Raw genomic sequence first — 21,099 nt, forward strand, 5'->3', positions numbered from 1 at the left:
GGATACGAATCCTGAAACAAATTCAGTGGCGATAGCTGCGGGGATCCACCTGTTCCCATGCCGAACACAGCAGTTAAGGCCGCAAACGCCGAAAGTACTTGGGGGGAGGCCCCCTGGGAGGATAGGAAGCCGCTGATTTTTGTAGGGGTATAGCTCAACTGGTAGAGTAGTGGTCTCCAAAACCATTGGTTGAGGGTTCGATTCCTTCTGCCCCTGCCACAAAAAATGGAATGAAGGTTCGCCTTCATTCCCACATGACTCGGTAGCTCAGCTGGATAGAGTGACTGACTACGAATCAGTAGGTCTAGGGTTCGAATCCCTACCGGGTCACCATCAAAAGCCATCAACATTTTGTTGATGGCTTTTTTACGAATCTTTTTTCCTTTTGACAGTGTCCTATCCATGCTATAATAAGTAAATACGTTGGATCAGATGAAAGGGATGTATACTCGATGAAAGTTCAATTGGAAGACTTATTGAAAGCTTTTGAATTAAATAATCCGTACCTTAAATTCTATGTACATAAAGATGACGGCAAATTGACCTTGGTGACTGAAATTCCCGGGAATGAACCGACCGACAATGACGTAGCGGCTCATCCTGACGACTATATCAAACTGCCGACGCAGGCCGATTTGGATCTGCCCGAAATGATAAAGGGCTTTGTTCCTATGATGAAGGATGCCGACCAGCGTGCAGCTTTTGCTGCTTCTATCGAAGCCGGCAAGTCCTTAAGCCAGCTCGAACAGGAACTGCGGAATATGGGACTCGTCAAGTATTGGTACACCTTCCAGCAGATGGAATTTGAAAAGATAGCCAAGAAATGGTGCGAAGACCATGGAATTTCGTATGAAGCATAAAGACCGGGAGGTTTTATCATGAAAATTTCAGATGTCGGAGAATTCGGCTTAATCGATATTATCAAAGAAAATACCTTATATCATCCGGAAAATGTCGTCATCGGCATCGGTGATGACGGCGCTGTCTACCGGACGACGCCGGGCTGGCAGCAGGTAACGGTCATCGATACGATGGTCCAAAACAGCCACTTCATTATTGGAAAGACGGCCCAGTGGTATGACGTCGGCTTTAAATCGGTAGCGTCCAATCTCAGCGATATTGCAGCCATGGGAGCCGTCCCGACGCAGGTCGTCTTGTCGACGGCCTTGACATCATCCATGGAAATCGATGATGTCGTCGAACTGTATCGCGGTATCAAGGATATCTGCCGGCAGTATGAAGTTAATATCCTCGGCGGCGATACGGTCATGGCGAAAGAAGGTGCCGTCATCACCGTCGCTGCCTTCGGTGAAATCGAAGCCGGAAAAGCCCTGCGGCGCAGCGGCGCCAAGGATGGGGATATCATTGCCGTCTCGCATACGGTCGGCGACTCTTCGGGCGGTCTCGACGTACTGCTCCAAGGAAAGGGCGGCTACGAATCCTTGAAAAAGGCCCATCAATGTCCGGTGCCGCGCATCGAATTAGGCCGCCTTTTAGTAAAGCATGGCTGCCACAGTCTCAACGATATCAGTGACGGCCTTGCCAGTGAAGCCAATGAAATCGCAAAAGCCAGCGGCGTGGAACTGGTCATCGATGGTAGTGCCGTTCCGACCAGTGCGGAATTGAAGGCCTGGTCTGGCGAATCGGGTAAACACCTGCTGAACTTCGTCTTTAACGGCGGCGAAGACTATGAATTGGTCTTCACCATGGCCCCTGATGATTTTAAAGCCCTTAAAGCCGACTATCCCGACGTTACGCCTATCGGTACTGTCCGCGCAGGCGTCGGGCGAGTACTGCTGCAGCATGACGGGAAAGAGTCGGTCCTCTTGCCCAAGGGCTGGGATCACTTTGAGAGGAGATAAACCTATGTCGATCGATATTAAAACGAACTCCGAGGCAGAAACCATCGCCCTCGGCGCCTTTTTAGGCCCCTTGCTGACAGACGGTTCTGTCTTGGCTCTGCGCGGTGACCTGGGCGCCGGCAAGACCCACTTTGTCCAAGGCATTGCCAAGGGGATGGGGATTGACGATGTCGTCGTCAGCCCGACTTTTACATTATTAAATTACTATGAAAATAAAATTCCTCTTCAGCACTTCGATTTTTATCGCTTGGAAGAAGAATATGAACTCGATGATCTGGGCTTTGAAGACTATATCGACAGTGGTGTCACGGTCATCGAATGGTCTGAAAAATTCCCGGACCGCCTGCCTGACGATGCAGCTGTCGTCACGATTGAAAAGATGAGCCCGACGGAACGCTTGTTTCACTTCGACTTTTCAGGAAATCGCTGGCAGTCTATAGAAAATGAGGTACAGAAATATGCTCTTAGCCATTGAAACATCGAGCCTCGTATCGAGTGTCGCCTTGCTCCACGAAGACACCCTGCGGGCTGAACTTACGATTCAGGCACGGCTGACCCATTCAGAACAGCTCATGCCCCATATTGCCGACATGCTGGCCAAAGCCTCGGTTACGAAATCTCAAATCGACGGCGTGGCCGTGTCCGTCGGCCCCGGTTCTTTTACGGGCCTGCGCATTGGTCTTGCGACGGCCAAGGGGCTTTCCTTTGCCTGGAATGTTCCCATCGTCGGCGTGACCACCCCTATCAGCCTGGCCTATAATTTTGTCGGTACATCCGACCGGGTATGCACCTTGATCGATGCCCAAAAGGGCAACGTCTACGCCGGCGTCTACCGCTGGGATCGGACGAAGCTGGTGACGGAAAAAGACATTTATATCGCACCGCTCACAGAAGTGTTGGATACCCTGGAAGGCGAAGGACATCCCGTCGTCTTCTGCGGCGACGGCTCCTTAAAAGGGCGGGGGAAAATCGAAGGCCGGACCGATCTTTTCCGCATGGCACCGCCGACGATGGTCATTCCCCGTGCCGGCAGCGTAGCCCTCGGGGCAAACGTCCGCTTTGCCGCCGGTGATTACGACGACTGCATGACCTTGACTCCGTCGTACCTTCGCCGCAGTGAAGCCGAAGTCCTCTGGGAAAAACGGCACGGCAGCGCACCATGTCAGTAACGATCAGAAGGGCCGTGATTCAGGACTTGCCGGACATCATCGCCATTGAAGAGGCGTCCTTTTCTTCCCCCTGGTCTCACCAATCCCTGCGGGCTGAATTCGATAATCGCGTCGCCCGCTATTACGTCTTGGAAGGGGACGACGGGACGGTGGCAGCCTATGCCGATCTGTGGCTCATTGCCGACGAAGGTCAATTGGCTAACATCGCCGTCCATCCGTCGTCACGAGGCCTCGGCTACGGCGAAACCTTGCTGCGGACAGCTATGGAAGCTCTGTTTCATGACGGCTGCCGCTCCGTTTTCTTGGAAGTACGCCTGTCGAATGGGGCCGCCATTGCCTTATATGAAAAGCTGGGCTACGAAAAGACGGCCATTCGCAAGGGCTATTATTCTCAGCCTGTAGAAGATGCTTACATTATGAACTGCACCAAAGAAAATTATCGATGGCTCAGCCATTTATTATAGAAAAAAGGATGAAATCTATGTATACCTTAGCACTCGAAACCAGTTGTGACGAAACGTCGGCTGCCGTCATCGAAGACGGCCGTCACATTCGCTCCAATATCATATCGACGCAGGTACCGATCCACCGGAAATTCGGCGGTGTCGTACCGGAAATCGCCTCGCGTCAACACATCGAATACGTCATGCCCATCATCAAAGAAGCCCTCGATACGGCCAAGGTCACCCTCGACGATATCGACCATATCGGCGTCACCTACGGCCCGGGCTTGGTCGGCGCCCTCTTAGTCGGCGTGGCTGCAGCCAAGGCCATCAGCTTTGCTGCCGATAAACCCTTGGTCGGCGTCAACCACATGGAAGGCCATATTTTTGCCAACTTCCTCAGTCATCCCGAACTGGAACCGCCCTTTTTGGCCCTCGTCGTTTCCGGCGGCCATACGCAGCTCGTCCAGATCAATGACTATAACTCCTTCAAGCTCATGGGCCAGACCCGCGACGATGCGGCCGGCGAAGCCTTCGACAAGATTGCCCGGGTCATGGGCTATCCCTATCCCGGCGGTCCGCAGATTGAAAAGCTGGCCAAAGACGGCAATCCCGATGCCATTGAGTTTCCGAAAGCTCTTCATGAACGGCATAACTTTGAATTCAGCTTCAGCGGCTTGAAATCGGCCGTCCTCAACTATCTTCATACCCAGGAACAGCGGGGCGAGTCCTATAATGCTGCTGACGTCGCCGCCAGCTTCCAAAAGACCGTCGTCGAAACCTTGGTGGAAAAGACGATGGATGCTGCTTCATACAGCCGGGCCAAAAAAATCGTCCTGGCCGGCGGCGTCTCTGCCAATGGCTGCCTGTCGGCGGCCATGCAGGAGTCCTGCGATAAAAAGGGCTATGCCTTTTACCATCCCGATCCGATCCTTTGCACCGACAACGGAGCCATGATCGGCTGCCGGGCTTACTATATGGCCCAGGCCGGCTGCTTTGCCGATTTGACACTCAATGCGAAACCGGCCCTGCCGATTACCGGGGAATAATCTTTAAGGCCGTACTGGGGGGATTTTCGTGACTGCACTTGCACCCATTTGCCGGACAGCCAGCACGCTGTCGCCGGTTCAGATCCATATCTTACAAAATAGTGAAGAGCTGCTGCAGTTTGCCAGCGACTTGTCGCACCGGGAGCTCTTCGTCTACGTGCCCGGCCGGCGTAAGGGGACGCTGGTCCTGGCCGCTCATCGGACGCCGCTGTTGCAGAAGGGGCGGCAAAATGAGCTGGCCGAACCGGGGACAGTCTTTTCTCATTATGAAGAACCTTTCAACTATCAGGTCTTTCAAGACGGCAAGGCTATGCATGGGGAAAAGGAAATCGAATACGGCCGTACAGCGCCCATCGTGGCCTATCCCTTTGTCGATAACGGCGGCATCACCATTGCCGTCATCGCCTTTGTCGGCGTCGTCGAGGATAACCGGGAATTATTGACGGAAACGGCGTTTCTCTCCCTCCAAGTGCCGATGGATTTTCATTCCATGTACCGGCCCTTATCGATTCAGGACGGTGTCGTCCTGGTCAACTGCAACGGCATCGTCATTTATGCCGACGACATGGCCGACAGTATCCTCCACATGTGCGGTCAGCACGGGATCATTACGGGGACCAATATTTACAATACCAGCCTCGATGTGACCGGCGGCAAACAGGTCTTGGCCCAGGCCAACGGCCTGGCGGACGATATCACTGTCGGCGATGCCGTCGTATCGCGGCGGGTCATTCCTATTTTGCAGCGCGGCAAGGTGCGGAGGGTCATTTCCATCTTGACGGAACGGACCGAACTCCATCGCAAAGAAGCGGAATTGATGGTCAAAACGTCGGTCATCAAGGAAATCCACCACCGCGTCAAAAATAATTTGCAGACCATTGCCAGCCTGCTGCGGATGCAGATGCGGCGGACGGCCAGCGACGAAGCACGGGACGTCTTAAAGGAGAGCCTGAATCGGATCCTGAGCATTGCTCTGGTCCATGAGACCCTGTCCTATGACGACGATGAAAACATCAATTTGTCCGACGTCGCTCAGAAATTGCTTAACCTCCTGGCCCACAGTCTGGTCAGCAAGGAATGCCGCGTCGAAACGAAGTTTTCCGGCCAAAAGCTGCTCCTTTCTTCCGATGTCGTCACGTCCCTGGCCCTGATCCTTAATGAACTCATTACCAATGCCATCATCCACGGCTTTGAAGGCCGGTCGGACGGCGTGATTTCCATTGCGATTCGCTGTGAAGGAGAATCTTGCGTCATTACCGTCTGTGACGACGGCGTCGGTATGGATCAGACGGCTAAGGACACGAACCGGAGACATCTCGGCTTGGCCATTGTGCAAACGCTGATCGAAAAAGATCTGCACGGAACGATTGCTTTTTCTAAGGCGCAGCCGCAGGGGACGGCGGCGGTCATTCGCTTTCCATTGTCAAAGAGGGGAGATTAAACCATGGGGTATCGCATTGTAATAGGGGACGATGAATCGATTATTCGAATGGATTTATGTGAAATGCTGGAAGATGCCGGCCATACCGTCGTCGGTGAAGCGGCAGACGGCTTGGAAGCACTGGAATTGGTGCGCAAAGAAAAGCCGGATATCGTCTTACTCGATATTAAGATGCCGCGCCTGGACGGTATCCATGCCGCCCGCATGATCGGTCATGAAGGGTTGGCACCGGTGCTGCTCCTCACGGCTTACAGTCAGGAGGATATGGTCGATAAAGCCAAAGACTCGGGGGTCCTCGGCTACCTGGTAAAACCGGTGAGCCCGGTCAACCTCTTTCCGGCCATTGAAATCGCCATGGCCCAATTCAGCCGCCAGCGGGAAGCGGCTCGTCAGCTGGAAGAGATGAACGACCGGATCGAAACCCGCAAGGCCGTCGATCGAGCTAAGGGATGCCTTATGGACTTATATCATATTTCCGAAGACGAAGCTTACCGGCGCCTCCAGCAATACAGCATGAAGAACCGTAAACCCTTGAAAACAGTGGCCGAATCGGTCATTGCCGGAGCGGAAAAGATAAAAGGTCAAAAAAAATAAAGCCATTAAAGAAAAAGTTGAGGCCCAAGCCTTGACTTTTTCACCTTTAATGGCTAATATATATATTGTAAGTTAGCACTCAGAAGTGAAGAGTGCTGATAAAGACTAGCAACTTACGTCTAAGGAGGAATATACAATGTTAAAACCGTTAGGAGATCGCGTCGTTATCCGCGTATTGGAACAAGAAGAAAAAACTGCAAGCGGTATCTTTTTACCGGACACCGCTAAAGAAAAACCGAGTCAGGGTGAAGTCATCGCCGTCGGTTCGGGCAAGCTTCTGGATGACGGGAAACGCCTTGCATTGGATGTTAAAGTTGGCGATAAAATCATTTTCTCGAAATATGCCGGTACGGAAGTCAAATTCGAAGGCACCGATTATTTAATCGTCAGCGAACGCGACATTCTGGCTATTATCTAATAGATTACAACTACTGAAAAACTACTGATCTTTTATATAGGAGTGTGTTAAAGATGGCAAAACAGATTTTGTTCAATGAAGATGCACGTCGTGCCCTCGGCAAAGGCGTCGACGCTTTGGCAAATGCCGTAAAAGTTACCTTGGGGCCCAAAGGCCGCAACGTCGTTCTCGATAAAAAATTCGGGGCTCCGACGATCACCAACGATGGTGTTACCATCGCCCGCGATATCGAATTGGAAGATCCCTTTGAAAATATGGGCGCTCAGCTCGTCAAAGAAGTCGCTACCAAGACCAACGACGTAGCCGGTGACGGTACGACGACGGCTACGATTCTGGCTCAGGCTATGATCGAAGAAGGCATGCGTAACGTCGCTGCCGGTGCCAATCCGATGATCCTCAAACGCGGCATCGAAAAAGCTACGGCGAAACTCGTCGAAGAAATCAAGAAACGTTCGATCCCCGTTTCCGACAAAGCTTCCATCGCACAGGTAGCTTCCATTTCTGCCGGTGACGAAGAAGTCGGCGGCCTCATTGCAGACGCTATGGAAAAAGTCGGCAAAGACGGCGTCATCACCGTTGAAGAATCGAAGACCATGGGCACGCAGCTCTCCGTCGTCGAAGGCATGCAGTTCGACCGCGGCTACATCTCCCCGTACATGGTATCCGATCCGGATAAGATGGAAGCTGTCATGAGCGAACCGTACATCCTCATTACGGACCGCAAGATCGCTTCGATCCAGGAAATGCTCCCGGTCCTCGAAAAAGTCGTTCAGTCCGGCAAAGAACTACTCATCATCGCTGAAGACGTCGAAGGCGAAGCCCTCGCTACCTTGGTCGTCAACCGCCTCCGCGGCACCTTCAAAGCCGTTGCCGTTAAGGCTCCGGGCTTCGGCGACCGCCGCAAAGCGATGCTTCAGGATATTGCAACCCTTACGGGTGCTACGGTCATCACAGAAGATGTCGGCCGTAAACTCGACAGCGTTACCATGGAAGACCTCGGCACGGCTCGCCAGGTCCGCGTAACCAAAGATGAAACGACGATCGTTGAAGGCCACGGCGATGCTCAGGCCATCAAAGAACGCGTAGCTCAGATCAAATCTCAGATCGCTGACACGACGTCTGATTTCGATAAAGAAAAACTCCAGGAACGTTTGGCTAAGATGTCCGGCGGTGTCGCTGTCATCGAAGTCGGCGCTGCTACGGAAGTCGAATTGAAAGATAAGAAATATCGCCTCGAAGATGCCCTCAACGCTACTCGCGCAGCTGTTGAAGAAGGTATCGTATCGGGCGGCGGCACGACGCTCATCGACATCCTCCCGGCCCTCGACGAATTCAAAGAAGAAGGCGACATTCAGACCGGTATCAACCTCGTCAAACGCGCTGTTGAAGCTCCGCTCCGTCAGATTGCTGAAAATGCCGGCCTCGAAGGCTCGGTCATCGTCGCTCAGGTTAAATCCTCGGAAGACGGCGTAGGCTTCAATGCCCTTAAAGAAGAATATGTCGATATGGTTAAAGCCGGTATCGTCGATCCGGCCAAAGTAACCCGTACGGCTCTTCAGAATGCAGCTTCCATCGCAGCTCTCGTCCTCACGACGGAAACCTTGGTTGCTGACAAACCGGAACCGGCTCCGGCAGCCCCGGCAGCACCGGCCGGTATGGGCGGCATGCCCGGCATGATGTAAGATCGTCCGGTTAGAATACACTGACTGTACTCTCCTTAAAGAAACCTGTCTCATGGCAGGTTTCTTTTTTTTGCATACCAAACAATCTTGACTTTTACAGGGACGGCGAGTACCATAAAGAAGTTCAATTTTGCAAAAAGGAGGACCCTCATGCTTCGCACTATTCCTTTAAAATATGTACTGCCCCTCTTAGGGCTTACCGTATCGGCCTTTATTTTCAATACATCGGAATTCATGCCCATCGGGCTGCTCATCGATATTTCCCAGTCCTTCGGGATGACCGAAGACCAGACGGGCATCATGATTACCATCTACGCCTGGATGGTGGCCTTATTGTCCCTGCCGCTGATGCTGGTACTCTACCGCATTGAACTGCGGAAACTCTTATTGGCGACGCTCAGCGTCTTTGCGCTAGGGCAATTCCTGTCGGGGGTTGCCGTCAACTATCCCATGCTGGTCGCAGCCCGTATCCTGGTCGCTTGTGCCCACTCCGTTTTCTGGTCCATTGCGGCACCCATGGCGGCCCGCTTAGTCACCAGGGTACATCGGCCCCTGGCCCTCAGCATGATCATTACCGGCTCGTCCGTAGCCATGATCTTCGGCCTTCCCTTGGGGCGGGTCATCGGCCTTTATGCCGGTTGGCGCATGACCTTTGTCAGCATCACCGTCGTGGCCCTCTTGGTTTTGGTCTACTTGTTCCGTTTCGTCCCGGTCCAGCGCAGTCATTCGTCTTTTTCGCGGGACGAATTGCCGAGGCTCTTAAAAAATCCCCTCGTCGTCAGCGTCTACTTGATCTCTGTCCTGTTTGCGACGGCCTATTTTACCGTTTACAGCTATATCGAACCTTTCTTGAAGCTCGTAGCGCAGTTCAGTGCTAACGGCATTACGTCGACGCTCATGCTCCTCGGTGTCAGCGGCCTTATGGGCAGCTATATTTTCTCTCATTTTTACAACCACTACCGCTACGGCATCATCCGCCTGGGCTTCATCGGCCTGGTCCTGATGCTCGCCTTGTGGCAGCTGGCGTCGTCGCAATGGGAATGGATGCTGGCCGTCTGCCTGATGTTAGGCTGCTCGTCGACTTTGTTTAATGTAACCTTCCAGGCCGAACTCATTCGACAGGTCCCGTCGGGAGCGACGCCGGTTGCCATGTCCATCTTTTCCGGCATCTTCAACGTCGGCATCGGATTGGGAACCTGGATCGGCGGCCGGACCATGGCCTACGGCTTCTTGCCTTATATCGGTTACGTCGGAGCCGGCATCGGATTGTTGGCCTTGCTCTATTGCTTCATTGCCTACTTTCACTTCCTGGGCCGTCCCGATCCGGCCCTTCGTGAAGCGGGAAGGGGAAGTTTGTGAAATTTATAAAAAAAGTACTTGCTTTTTCTATGGACTTCTAGTATAATAACACTTGTTCCGGTCGGAGCGGCCGAAATGAGTTATTCCTCAATAGCTCAGTTGGTAGAGCAATCGGCTGTTAACCGATTTGTCGTAGGTTCGAGTCCTACTTGAGGAGCCATGGCCCCTTGGTCAAGTGGTCTAAGACATCGCCCTTTCACGGCGAGAACATGGGTTCAAATCCCGTAGGGGTCACCAAGACGATAAAGAGTTGTCTCATTGAGATGACTCTTTATTTTTTTGCCAATATGTTACAGAATCATCACACATCGTTAAAATATTTTTGATATTTATAATTTAGCATAATAAAAATCTAATTATGTAAAATTAATAAGGGAAAATCCTTAATATATAAACATATGTCTCTTGTAAAAGGATTAAGAGGACGTAACTCTCTTGACGATAGACAGGTGAAAGCGTATAGTAAAGATAGCAAAAACGCATTATTATAAATTAAAAGGAGGGACGCTGCCTTTGCAGCAAACAACATGAGTGAACAACAAGTAACACTACAAATGATCCAAGAAGCCCAGGAGAGGCTGAAAGGAGTCGCCCAAAAGACGGGACTGTCGTACAGCAATTCGGTCAGTGATTTGGCAGGCTGTAAAGTCTTTTTAAAACTGGAAAATCTTCAGCGGACCGGTTCCTTTAAACTGCGCGGTGCCTACAATAAGGTCGCATCGCTGACGCCGGAAGAACGGGAAAAAGGCGTCATTGCAGCCTCAGCCGGAAACCACGCCCAAGGCGTCGCCCTGGCGGCCAGCGAATACGGCTGTCAGTCGGTCATCTGCATGCCGAAACATGCGCCCTTGAGTAAGATTGCGGCCACCAAGGGCTATGGAGCCAACGTCGTCCTTCACGGCGACTTCTTCGATGAAGCGGCAGCCAAAGCCGTTGAATTGACAGCCGAACACGGCTACACCTTCGTCCATCCCTTCAATGATCCGGAAGTCATTGCCGGCCAGGGGACGATTGCCCTTGAAATCATGGAACAGCTGTCCGATGTCGATGCCATCGTAGCCCCCATTGGCGGCGGCGGCCTCATTTCCGGCCTGGCCGTAGCGGCTAAGAGCGTCAATCCGAAAATCAAGGTCATCGGCGTCCAGACGGAAAACATGCCGTCCATGAAAGTTTCCCTTGAAAACGGCCAAGCCATTGCCTATAACGGAAAAGCAACCTTAGCCGATGGGATCGCCGTCAAGGTGCCCGGCGATTTGACCTTCTCCATCTGTCAGAAATATGTCGATGAAGTCGTCACCGTCGATGAATCGGAAATCGCCAGTGCCATCCTGATCCTCCTCGAACGAGGCAAGACCGTTGCCGAAGGGGCCGGTGCCGTACCGGTCGCAGCCCTCATGAACGGTAAGATTTCAGGCATCCGCAATAAGAAGGTCGCAGCCCTGGTAAGCGGCGGCAACATCGATGTCAACAACATGACCCGGGTCATCAATCAGGGCCTCATCCGCTCGCAGCGCAAGATCTTTTTCCAGACCATCATTCCCGACGTTCCCGGCGAATTGGTCAAGCTCCTGTCGATCATTGCCGATACGAGTGCCAACGTCCTTTCCATTACTCACGAACGGAGCCAGCACGGCATCAGCATGGGTACGACGGCGGTTTCGCTGGAATTGGAAACGGCCAATGAAAAGCACGTTGAAAAGCTGATGAATGTCCTTCGCGACAATCATTACTTCGTCATGATGAAATAAGGAGGAATTTGAAATGGAAGACCATAAAGAAGGGGCGCAGAACTTAGAACGGGGCTTAAAGCCCCGTCACGTTGAAATGATCGCCCTTGGCGGGACTATCGGCGTCGGCCTGTTCATGGGCTCGGCCAATACGATTCAAATGGCAGGGCCGTCAGTCCTCATCTGTTATGCCGTAACCGGCGTCGTCATGTTCTTTATCATGCGTATCATGGGTGAAATGCTCTATCAGGAACCGGTCACCGGCTCTTTTGCAACTTACGGCCATAAGTATATCAGCCCCTTTATCGGCTACCTTACGGCCTGCTCTTATTGGTTCTTGTGGGTCGCCGTCGGCCTTTCGGAAGTCACGGCTGTCGGCATTTACGTCCACTATTGGTTCCCCTTGCTGCCTCAATGGATATCGGCCCTGGCCGGGATGGCCGTCGTCGCCGTGGCCAACATGGCGGCCGTCAAGTATTACGGGGAATTTGAATTCTGGTTCGCCCTCATTAAAGTCGTCACCATCATCGTCATGCTCATCGTCGGCAGTGCCGTCATCCTCTTCGGTTTCGGCAATGCCGGTGTCGCCGTCGGTTTCAGTAACCTTTGGGAACACGGCGGTTTCATGCCGAACGGCTGGGGCGGCATGCTGGCTGCTATGTGCGTCGTTGCGGCGGCCTTCCAGGGCGTCGAACTGGTAGGCATTACGGCCGGGGAGGCTCAAAATCCGAAACATACTTTAAAACGAGCTGTTAATAATATCGTTTGGCGTATTCTTATTTTCTATATCGGCTCGATTTTCGTCATTCTCTGTATCTATCCTTGGAACGAAGTCAGCTACATCGGCAGCCCCTTCGTCATGACCTTCGCAAAGGTCGGTATTTCGTCGGCTGCAGCCATCATCAACTTCGTCGTCCTCACGGCAGCCCTTTCCGGCTGTAACAGCGGCATGTACAGCTCGGCCCGCATGATCTATACGTTAGCGCAGAACGGTCAGGCTCCGAAATGCTTCTTGAAACTGTCGAAGTCCGGCGTTCCCCGCAACGGCATCAGCGTTACCATCATCGTCTTGTTTATCGGCGTTATCTTGAACTACCTGATTCCGAATTCGAAGCTCTTCCTCTACTTATACAGCGCGTCCGTATTCCCGGGCATGGTCGCCTGGTTCGTCCTGGCCTATGCCCAGAAGAACTTCCGCAAGGCCTGGGGCCCGGAAGTCATGGCTAAGCACGAATTTAAATCGCCCCTCTATCCGTATTCCAACTACTTCTGCATCCTGTTCCTGGTCCTGGTCACCATCGGCATGCTCTATAATCCCGATACGCGGATGTCCATCTTCTCGTCGTGGGTCTACATGGCAGCCGTCATCATCGCCTGGTTCGCCTGCGGCCTGAACAAGAAGAAGTACGATCAAGACGGTCATCTGATTAAGAACGATGAAGAACCGTAAGGCGTTGTCTAATGGCTAACATATCGCTTTTTTATGGCGATTAAGGTATAATAAAGATGATAATTCATTCTAAAGGAGATGCATTTACATGGCAGTACAAGTTATCAGCACAACAAAGGCTCCCGGTGCCGTAGGCCCTTATTCTCAGGCCATTAAAGCCGGTGACTTCCTCTTTGCATCCGGCCAGATCGCCATCGACCCGGAAAAAGGCAAAGTCGTTGCCGGAACCGTCGTCGGACAGGCCGAACAGTGCATGAAGAACGTCGGTGCTATCTTGGAAGAAGCCGGTCTCAGCTACGATAATGTCGTCAAGACGACGGTATATTTGACGGATATCAATTTCTTTGGCGCCGTCAATGAAGTCTATGGCAAATATTTCCAGAAGACCCTGCCGGCTCGGTCTTGCGTCGAAATCAGCCATCTTCCCAAAGACGTCTTCGTCGAAGTCGAAGTCATCGCGTACTGCGGAAAATAAGGCCTTATTTCTGCACCGTCGAAGAAGGTTCTTTTTCGCAGTGTTGAACGTTGTAAGTCATTTGAAATAGTGGTGCATTCTCATGGCACCACTATTTTTTTTACTCAATTAGAATCCCCTTTCCATAGCATCCGAGGCTGCTGCTAAATCTATAATGGGATTCATACGATGGCCGGGTTGAGTAAGTGCCATCAAGAGGAGGAATCTGTATGGAACAACATAAAGAACAGTCGGCAGATGTGAAGACAAAGCCCTTGACCGGTGTCCGTGTCCTCGATATGACCCATGCCTACAGCGGACCCTTTTGTACCATGCATCTGGCCGATCAGGGGGCTGAGGTCATTAAGCTGGAAGTGCCGGGAAAGGGGGATCAGTCCCGTGGCTGGGCCCCTTTTAAAAATGGTGCCAGCGGGTATTATGCCTATATCAACCGCAATAAGTTTGGCCTGACCCTCAATATGAAAACGGAAGAGGGCAAAGAGATTTTCAAAAAATTAATCAAAGAAGTCGATGTCCTTTGTGAAAACTTCCGCGTCGGTACCCTGGAAAAATTGGGGCTCGGTTATGAGGTCTTAAAAGACATCAATCCGTCCTTGATTTACGCTTCGATTTCAGGTTTTGGTTTGGACGGTCCGGAAGCGGAACTCCCCAGTTATGATCTCATTGCCCAGGCCATGGGCGGACTCATGAGCATGACCGGTGAAAAGGACCATATGTATAAAGTAGGATCGTCTATTGCCGACAACTATTCCGGGACCTATTTGTCCCTGGCTATCGTCATGGCCCTATTCCAGCGGGAACGGACCGGCATGGGGCGGCGTGTCGATGTTTCTATGTTAGATACGATTTTCTCTATTTTAGAAACAGGGGCCCTGTCCTACGAACTGAACGGAGATATTGTAGAAGCCGTAGGCAACCGAAATCTGTCCGTGGCTCCCTGCGATATTTTGGAAGCAGCCGACGGGAAATTTGCCCTGGTCTGCGGGACCCAGCGCTTTTGGCGGTCTTTGTGTCAGATTATGGGAAAACCGGAGCTGGCCGATGACCCGCGATTTGCCGATAATAAACTGCGCTGCGAACATTATCCGGACGAATTGAAACCGATTATTGAAGGCTGGAGCCGGCAGCACACGCTGGATGAACTGGAAATGAAGCTCTCCGATGCCGAAATCCCCTTTGGCCGCATTGCCGATACCAAGGGGGTGTGCGAAAACCCGGTCATAAAACGGCGCCATATGCTGTGGGATATTGACGATCCTGCCATTGGGGAGACGATTTCCGTACCGGGGACTCCCATCAAAATCCATGGCTGCGAGGATAAGGCCTTTCGGCCGGCACCGACCTTGGGGCAGCATACCGACGATATCCTCAAAAACATAGTCCATCTGACAGAGGAAGAGATTGTCCGTCTTCATGAAGCGGGAGTTATTTAAGAGAAGTGCCCCTCGTCGTGAACCGAGCCCCTTTCGATGGGGAGCTTGCGGAGGCTCTTCTGGCGTGAGTGCCGTCGGTGAATGGACGGTCTTTAGAGATTTTTTCACCTCATAGCAGGAAATCAAACCCTTTATGTCTAATATTTATAGTATAATAGATATATAAGACGACATACGTGCCGTTTTCTTTTAAAGGAGTGATACTATATGGCAAAACGTACTGCATCCGATATTATGGAAAAAGCTTTTATCACGGCAAGCCCGGAAACGTCTGTGTTTGACTTAGTCAATCTGTTCGTCAAGAATCACATCACGGCCATTCCTATCATCAATGACAAGAAAGAACTGGTCGGGATCGTAACCGACGCCGATTTGCTGTACAAGAAAGTAAAGCCCCACGTTCCGCATTACGTCAATTTGCTCGGTGCCAGCATCTATTACAACGGTATCAGCGAATACGACAAGGGCTTTAAGAAACTTTTGGCCTGCACGGCCCACGACATGATGACCAAAGACGTCATCATTGCAGCACCCGATGCCGATGTCGAACAGATTGCCGGCGTCATGGTAGCCGAACACTTGAAGGTCATTCCTATTGTTGAAGAAAAACACATTGTCGGCATCGTTACGCGCGGCAATATTCTCGATGAATTGTACCGTGAATACGGGGAAGATTAAAAGGGGGAGAAGAAGATGACGGAAGACATGAAGAAAGACTCATTGCCCGTCGAAGAAGAAGTTGTCGAAACGTCTGAAGCGGCTGAAACGGTGGAAGCGCCGGCAGAACAACCGGCCGTCCTCGTTCGGGATGTCATGGAAAAGGTGTTCGTATCGGTTACGGCGGATACGCCCATTCGCGATGTATTCCGTCTTTTTATTAAACATCGCCTCCTGGCCGTACCGGTCGTCGATGAAAACAGCCATCTCATCGGCCTTATTTCCAGTGCCGACCTCATGTATCGCAGCTCGAAGCCTCACGTGCCTCGCCTGCCTTTCATGGGCAAAAAAGTGTACACCAACCGCATTTGTAAGTACGTCAAGGAATTTAAAAACCTCCTCGATCAGCCCTGTAAGAAGCTGATGACCAAAGACGTCATGATCGCCACGCCTAAAGCCGATATCGAACAGGTCGCCGCCGTCATGGTCATTGAACACTTGAAGATCCTGCCCGTCGTCGACAACCATCGCGTCGTCGGCATGATTACCCGGGCCTGCATCTTAAAGGATTTGTATCGGGAATGGAAGTAATCGCCTCCTTTGTGGCTAGGCATGGGCGCTGTCCTGTGGTATAATTATATGATCTTATCATTTAGGCAGCTGTGCTGCTAAAAAAGTCATTCACGAGGAGGCCATAATGGATACCAAAGAACTCGTTATCGTCGTCGATTTTGGGGGTCAATACAACCAGCTCATCGCACGGCGCGTCCGCGAAAATCACGTATATTGTGAGGTATACCCTTATCATAAAGCCGTTGCAAAAATCAAGGAACTTCAGCCCATAGGCGTCATCTTTACGGGTGGCCCCGGCAGTGTCTATGAAGAAAATGCACCGAAGATCGAAGCCGAAGTCTTCCAGCTCGGCACGCCTGTTCTCGGCCTCTGCTACGGCATGCAGTTCATGGCCCAAACCTTAGGCGGTGAAGTCCAGCATGCGACCATGCGGGAATTCGGCAAGACGGAAATCGACGTCAATACGGCATCGCCCTTATTCAAAGGCCTTCAGGAAAAAGAAGTCGTTTGGATGAGTCATCAGGACTACGTCGCCTCCATTCCCGAAGGCTTTGAAGTCGTAGCCCATACGGCGAACTGCCCGGTCGCTGCCATGCAGAATCCGGCGAAAAAACTCTATGCCATGCAGTATCATCCGGAAGTGCTCCACACGGAACACGGCAAGGAAATGATCCATAATTTCCTCTTTGAAGTCTGCGGCTGCACCGGCTCGTGGACCATGGCCAACTACGCCAAGACGGCCATTGCCTCCATTAAAGAAACGGTCGGCGACGGCAAAGTCGTCCTGGCCCTCTCCGGCGGCGTCGACAGCTCGGTGGCTGCGGCCCTCATTTCTAAGGCCGTCGGCAGTCAGCTGACCTGCATCTTCGTCGATCACGGCCTCCTTCGCAAGAACGAAGGCGACGAAGTCGAAAACGCTTTTAAAGACAGCGGCATGAACTTCATCCGCGTCGATGCGTCCGACCGCTTCCTTTCTAAACTGGAAGGCGTCAGCGATCCCGAACGGAAGCGGAAAATCATCGGTGAAGAATTTATCCGCGTCTTTGAAGACGAAGGCCGTAAAATCGGATCCGTCGACTTCCTGGCGCAGGGGACGATTTACCCCGACGTCATCGAATCCGGTGCCGGTGATGCTGCCGTCATCAAGAGCCACCACAACGTCGGCGGCCTTCCGGCTGTCGTCGATTTCAAAGGCCTCATCGAACCCCTTCGCAACCTCTTTAAAGACGAAGTCCGCGAACTCGGGGCTGAACTGGGCCTTCCCGAATACCTCGTATGGCGCCAGCCTTTCCCGGGTCCGGGCCTGGCTATCCGCGTCATGGGTGAAATCACCAAAGACAAACTGGATATCCTCCGCGATGCCGACGCTATTTTCCGCGAAGAAATCGCCAATGCCGGCATGCAGCGCGACATCAACCAGTACTTTGCTGTCCTCACCAATAACCGCTCCGTCGGCGTCATGGGCGACTTCAGAACCTATGACTACACCCTGGCCCTGCGCGGCGTTACGACGACAGACTTCATGACGGCTGATTGGGCCCGCATTCCTTACGATGTCCTCGATAAAATCTCGAGCCGCATCGTAAACGAAGTAGACCATATCAACCGCATCGTCTACGATATCACCAGTAAACCGCCTGCAACCATTGAATGGGAATAAATAATAGCAACCCTCATAAATCGCAACGTGAAGCGATTTGTGAGGGTTCTTTTTTTATTGAAAGTTCTCAAAGTGAACCGACAGTCGTCAGCCTTTTGTAAAAGTTTTTCTTTTATAACATAAAAACTTTTTTAAAAAATATCTTTTTATGATATAATATAAAAAGGTGATAAGATATGACAAATAGAGACTTGTACTTAAAAAAAATCATAAAATTAAAGGACCAGCCTTTGATCAAAGTTTTGACAGGAATGCGTCGAGCCGGAAAGTCAACGCTGCTTGATTTATGGGAACGCAAACTTATTGACGATGGCATTGCCCCGGAACACATCATCCATATCAACTTTGAATTCATGCTCTGGGACGATGTGAAGGACTATCGTGCCCTTTATCAACTTCTGCAGGAACAGATGGCAGGGAAGGAGCACGTATACTTGCTGTTGGATGAAATCCAGCTCGTTCAGAATTGGGAAAAAGCCATCAATTCTATTTTTGCAGAACAGAAAGCCGATATCTATGTGACCGGATCCAATGCCAAGATGCTTTCTTCTGAAATTGCGACGCTGCTTTCGGGGAGATATGTATTGATCGAGGTATATCCCTTGTCATTCCGGGAGTATTTGGATTTCCGTCCGGATGAAAAACAACATATCGATGAGGCCTTCCAACAATATTTACAGTTTGGCGGGATGCCTGTTATTCCCGGCATGCCGCAGGATATGAATGTCATTCAAACGGTTTTAAGCGGCATTTATAATACGGTTTTGATGAAAGATATTGTGCAGCGCAATGCGGTGCGAGATCCGGCCTTATTGGAGCAGATCGTGCGATTTTTGGCGGATAATATCGGTAATCCTGTGTCGACCAGTAAAATCAGTGGATACTTGACGAGCCAGGGCCGGAAAACCACTCCCGGGACTGTCGACAATTACCTGAAAATGCTGCGGGATGCCTATATCTTTTATCGTGCTGATCGCTACGATATTAAAGGTAAACTGTATCTCAAGACATTGGAAAAATACTATATAGTGGACAATGGCCTTCGCAACGCCTTGCTGGGATTCCACGGCGGAGATTATGGACATGTCTTGGAGAATATCGTATATTTGGAACTCCTGCGCCGCGGATATGAAGTGGGGGTCGGTAAATTGGGGAATCTGGAAGTCGATTTTATAGCTTCTAAACCGACACGGAAGGTATATTATCAGGTTTCTGCCAGTATCATGGATGAAAAGACAAGGGACCGGGAACTTGCGCCTTTGCAGCAAATTCCCGATCAATACGAAAAAGTGGTGCTAACCATGGACCGGACGTATATCAAAGACTTCAATGGAATCCGCAATGTGAATATCATTGACTTCTTGTTGGCAGAGGAACCGGAATGATCTTATAAAAATAGCTCGAAGGACCTGGGTGTCGGGGTCGTCCTTAATTTGGAACTTCAACATGAAACAGCCGTTTACGCTTTGCGACGTAAACGGCTGTTTTGAGGTTATTATGGATAGATTTTTCGTTGTCACGACTTCGGGAGACAAGTACAAATTTATTCGACGTCCAAATCGGCCGTGACCTGATAGTAATCGCAGGCATGGGAGGTATAGTTCTTGACGTTTTTCTTGGAAATCATGCTCATCTTCAAGAACGAACAGAAGACAAAGGCGTTATCGTCAAGGACGGTCTGCTGCATCCGGACGGCCAGGGCGGCGCGTTTGGCCGGATCGAATTCTTGACTCAGTTGTTCTTCCAGGGCATCCAACTTGGCGCTGTGATATTTTCCCTGGTTCTTGGTGGCATTGCTTACGGCAAATACGGTGAACCAGTACTCCGGATCTCCCGTAGGAGCCTGGACGTTGGCCATGGCATAGACATCCCATTTTTTCGGATCTTTGACGACTTGGTTGTTGTCGGCAGTGTTGTTGATATCTACGGCGATGCCGATATCTTTTAGCGTGGATTGGACCGATTCGGCCAACAGCGGCAGTTCTTGACGACTCGGATAGGTCAGCCATTTTACGACCAGTTTCTTACCGTTCTTCTCGCGAATCCCGTCGCCATCGGTGTCTGACCAGCCGGCTTGTTCCAGCACTTTCTTGGCCCCTTCCGGATCGTAGGTTTCGGTCGTTACCTTATCGCCGCCAAAGGCAGAGCCCGCCGGGAATACGCCGTTCGCCGGGAATCCGTTTCCTTCCAACAGTTTGTCGACGAAACTTTTCTTGTCGATCCCCATGGCAATGGCCTTGCGGACAGCCGGATCGGCGCAGACTGAATCGGGATCGAAATTCATCTTGCCAAAGAAACAGCGGGACGTAGAAATCTGGGAGATATTGTACTGGTCATTTTGGAAGAGGGGGTAGCTTTCATAAGCCATGCCGTAAGCCGCCTGCACTTCACCAGACTGGAGGGCATTGGCCAGGGTGTTGCCGTCGGTAATGGTGCGGATCGTAATCTTATCGAGCTTCGGCGTGCCGCCCCAATAGTTGTCGTTTTTCTTGAGGGTCAGATGGTCGTCGGTCTTTAAATCGGTCGCGATATACGGACCCGTACCGGCTACAATCCCGTTTTCAAAGCCGGCGTCGACATCGATGATACAGCCGTAGGGATCGCCGAGATAATTGAGCAGGGCCGGCTTCGGTTCTGTCGTCTTGATGATGAGTTCTTGCCCATTTGCTTCAATAGAAGCAATCTTCAAGTCCTGTTGGGCCCGTTTGTTGTTGGCAATCAGATGTTCCAGACACTGTTTGACGGCAGCGGCATCCATTACACGGCCGCTGGAAAATTTGACATTGTCACGAAGAGTCAGTTTCCATGTCAAGGGATCGGTGTTTTCCCACTTGACCGCCAACCAAGGCTGGAGCTCCATGTCATCGGAGTACTTGACCAGGGTCTCGCCGATGCCGTAGCGGATACAGGCCCAGCCGGCGTAGGCGTTGTGGGGGTTGACGTCGGGTTCTTCATTGGAGCTGTTGAAGGTCGTGTCGCCAATCGTCAGTACCTTATTTCCACTGCCACCTCCGGCCGAATCATTGCCGCAGCCGGTAATGGCTCCGACGCAGAGCAGAGCACCGACCATGAGTGCCGCCAGTTTCTTCCATTTCATTGCATTTCCT

20 protein-coding genes, 4 tRNA genes and 1 rRNA gene are annotated in these 21,099 nt (G+C 51.5%); 24 read left to right on the top strand and 1 reads right to left on the bottom strand.

Annotated elements, in window-relative coordinates; genetic code table 11:
* Positions 1-21 precede the first annotated feature (21 nt).
* The 24 genes from rrf to A0U42_RS03070 all read left to right on the top strand — a co-directional run bounded on the left by rrf (position 22) and on the right by A0U42_RS03070 (position 19,377).
* A 5S ribosomal RNA gene (gene rrf, locus A0U42_RS02955) occupies positions 22-138 on the top strand.
* 5 nt (positions 139-143) lie between these two features.
* A tRNA-Trp gene (locus tag A0U42_RS02960) sits at positions 144-219 on the top strand.
* A gap of 37 nt (positions 220-256) precedes the next feature.
* Positions 257-333 (top strand) — tRNA-Arg (locus A0U42_RS02965).
* A gap of 119 nt (positions 334-452) precedes the next feature.
* A complete protein-coding gene (locus A0U42_RS02970) occupies positions 453-860 on the top strand; it encodes a hypothetical protein (RefSeq protein WP_044503128.1) in 408 nt (135 codons plus the stop codon).
* Positions 861-878: 18 nt separating this feature from the next.
* Complete coding sequence (gene thiL, locus A0U42_RS02975; protein WP_065359807.1) at positions 879-1,862, top strand: thiamine-phosphate kinase; 984 nt, start codon at positions 879-881, stop codon at positions 1,860-1,862.
* A 4-nt stretch (positions 1,863-1,866) separates the two neighbouring features.
* Complete coding sequence (tsaE, locus tag A0U42_RS02980; protein WP_065359808.1) at positions 1,867-2,337, top strand: tRNA (adenosine(37)-N6)-threonylcarbamoyltransferase complex ATPase subunit type 1 TsaE; 471 nt, start codon at positions 1,867-1,869, stop codon at positions 2,335-2,337.
* Positions 2,321-3,031: a tRNA (adenosine(37)-N6)-threonylcarbamoyltransferase complex dimerization subunit type 1 TsaB gene (gene tsaB / locus A0U42_RS02985; protein WP_065359809.1), complete on the top strand. Its 711-nt coding sequence runs from the start codon at positions 2,321-2,323 to the stop codon at positions 3,029-3,031. Before tsaE ends, tsaB begins: the two co-directional genes overlap by 17 nt.
* Positions 3,022-3,495 carry a ribosomal protein S18-alanine N-acetyltransferase gene (rimI, locus tag A0U42_RS02990; protein WP_065359810.1) on the top strand — a complete coding sequence of 158 codons (474 nt, stop codon included), beginning with the start codon at positions 3,022-3,024 and terminating at the stop codon, positions 3,493-3,495. Before tsaB ends, rimI begins: the two co-directional genes overlap by 10 nt.
* A 17-nt stretch (positions 3,496-3,512) precedes the next feature.
* Positions 3,513-4,523: a tRNA (adenosine(37)-N6)-threonylcarbamoyltransferase complex transferase subunit TsaD gene (gene tsaD, locus A0U42_RS02995; protein WP_065359811.1), complete on the top strand. Its 1,011-nt coding sequence runs from the start codon at positions 3,513-3,515 to the stop codon at positions 4,521-4,523.
* 28 nt (positions 4,524-4,551) lie between these two features.
* Complete coding sequence (locus tag A0U42_RS03000; RefSeq protein WP_065359812.1) at positions 4,552-5,964, top strand: histidine kinase N-terminal domain-containing protein; 1,413 nt, start codon at positions 4,552-4,554, stop codon at positions 5,962-5,964.
* 3 nt (positions 5,965-5,967) lie between these two features.
* Positions 5,968-6,558, top strand: a complete 591-nt coding sequence (locus A0U42_RS03005) for an ANTAR domain-containing response regulator (RefSeq protein WP_065359813.1) — start codon at positions 5,968-5,970, stop codon at positions 6,556-6,558.
* Between the two features lie 136 nt (positions 6,559-6,694).
* On the top strand, positions 6,695-6,976 hold the full coding sequence (groES, locus tag A0U42_RS03010; protein WP_044503120.1) for a co-chaperone GroES: 282 nt from the start codon (positions 6,695-6,697) through the stop codon (positions 6,974-6,976).
* A gap of 53 nt (positions 6,977-7,029) precedes the next feature.
* Positions 7,030-8,658: a chaperonin GroEL gene (gene groL / locus A0U42_RS03015; RefSeq protein ID WP_065359814.1), complete on the top strand. Its 1,629-nt coding sequence runs from the start codon at positions 7,030-7,032 to the stop codon at positions 8,656-8,658.
* Between the two features lie 150 nt (positions 8,659-8,808).
* Positions 8,809-10,017: an MFS transporter gene (locus tag A0U42_RS03020; RefSeq protein ID WP_065359815.1), complete on the top strand. Its 1,209-nt coding sequence runs from the start codon at positions 8,809-8,811 to the stop codon at positions 10,015-10,017.
* An 84-nt stretch (positions 10,018-10,101) separates the two neighbouring features.
* Positions 10,102-10,177: transfer RNA gene (locus tag A0U42_RS03025), tRNA-Asn, on the top strand.
* A gap of 1 nt (position 10,178) precedes the next feature.
* Positions 10,179-10,254, top strand: a tRNA-Glu gene (locus tag A0U42_RS03030).
* A gap of 290 nt (positions 10,255-10,544) precedes the next feature.
* Positions 10,545-11,765: a threonine ammonia-lyase gene (gene ilvA, locus A0U42_RS03035; RefSeq protein ID WP_065359816.1), complete on the top strand. Its 1,221-nt coding sequence runs from the start codon at positions 10,545-10,547 to the stop codon at positions 11,763-11,765.
* 13 nt (positions 11,766-11,778) lie between these two features.
* The gene (locus tag A0U42_RS03040; RefSeq protein ID WP_065359817.1) at positions 11,779-13,194 is read left to right on the top strand and encodes an amino acid permease; all 1,416 of its coding nucleotides are present in this window, start codon (positions 11,779-11,781) and stop codon (positions 13,192-13,194) included.
* Between the two features lie 88 nt (positions 13,195-13,282).
* Positions 13,283-13,669 carry a RidA family protein gene (locus A0U42_RS03045; protein WP_044503115.1) on the top strand — a complete coding sequence of 129 codons (387 nt, stop codon included), beginning with the start codon at positions 13,283-13,285 and terminating at the stop codon, positions 13,667-13,669.
* 209 nt (positions 13,670-13,878) lie between these two features.
* Positions 13,879-15,102: a CaiB/BaiF CoA-transferase family protein gene (locus tag A0U42_RS03050; RefSeq protein ID WP_065359818.1), complete on the top strand. Its 1,224-nt coding sequence runs from the start codon at positions 13,879-13,881 to the stop codon at positions 15,100-15,102.
* Between the two features lie 207 nt (positions 15,103-15,309).
* Entirely contained in the window at positions 15,310-15,780 is a 471-nt protein-coding gene (locus tag A0U42_RS03055; RefSeq protein ID WP_065359819.1) for a CBS domain-containing protein, read from the top strand.
* Between the two features lie 15 nt (positions 15,781-15,795).
* A complete protein-coding gene (locus A0U42_RS03060; RefSeq protein ID WP_083122217.1) occupies positions 15,796-16,350 on the top strand; it encodes a CBS domain-containing protein in 555 nt (184 codons plus the stop codon).
* A gap of 106 nt (positions 16,351-16,456) precedes the next feature.
* Positions 16,457-17,992, top strand: coding sequence for a glutamine-hydrolyzing GMP synthase (gene guaA / locus A0U42_RS03065; protein WP_044503112.1), 1,536 nt, complete (start codon positions 16,457-16,459; stop codon positions 17,990-17,992).
* A 176-nt stretch (positions 17,993-18,168) separates the two neighbouring features.
* On the top strand, positions 18,169-19,377 hold the full coding sequence (locus tag A0U42_RS03070; protein ID WP_065359820.1) for an ATP-binding protein: 1,209 nt from the start codon (positions 18,169-18,171) through the stop codon (positions 19,375-19,377).
* 158 nt (positions 19,378-19,535) lie between these two features.
* Here A0U42_RS03070 and A0U42_RS03075 read toward each other — a convergent pair whose 3' ends face one another.
* Positions 19,536-21,089 carry an ABC transporter substrate-binding protein gene (locus A0U42_RS03075; RefSeq protein ID WP_065359821.1) on the bottom strand — a complete coding sequence of 518 codons (1,554 nt, stop codon included), beginning with the start codon at positions 21,087-21,089 and terminating at the stop codon, positions 19,536-19,538.
* Between the last annotated feature and the right edge of the window lie 10 nt (positions 21,090-21,099).

Source organism: Megasphaera sp. DISK 18 (assembly GCF_001682955.1).
Lineage (GTDB): Bacteria > Bacillota > Negativicutes > Veillonellales > Megasphaeraceae > Megasphaera > Megasphaera massiliensis.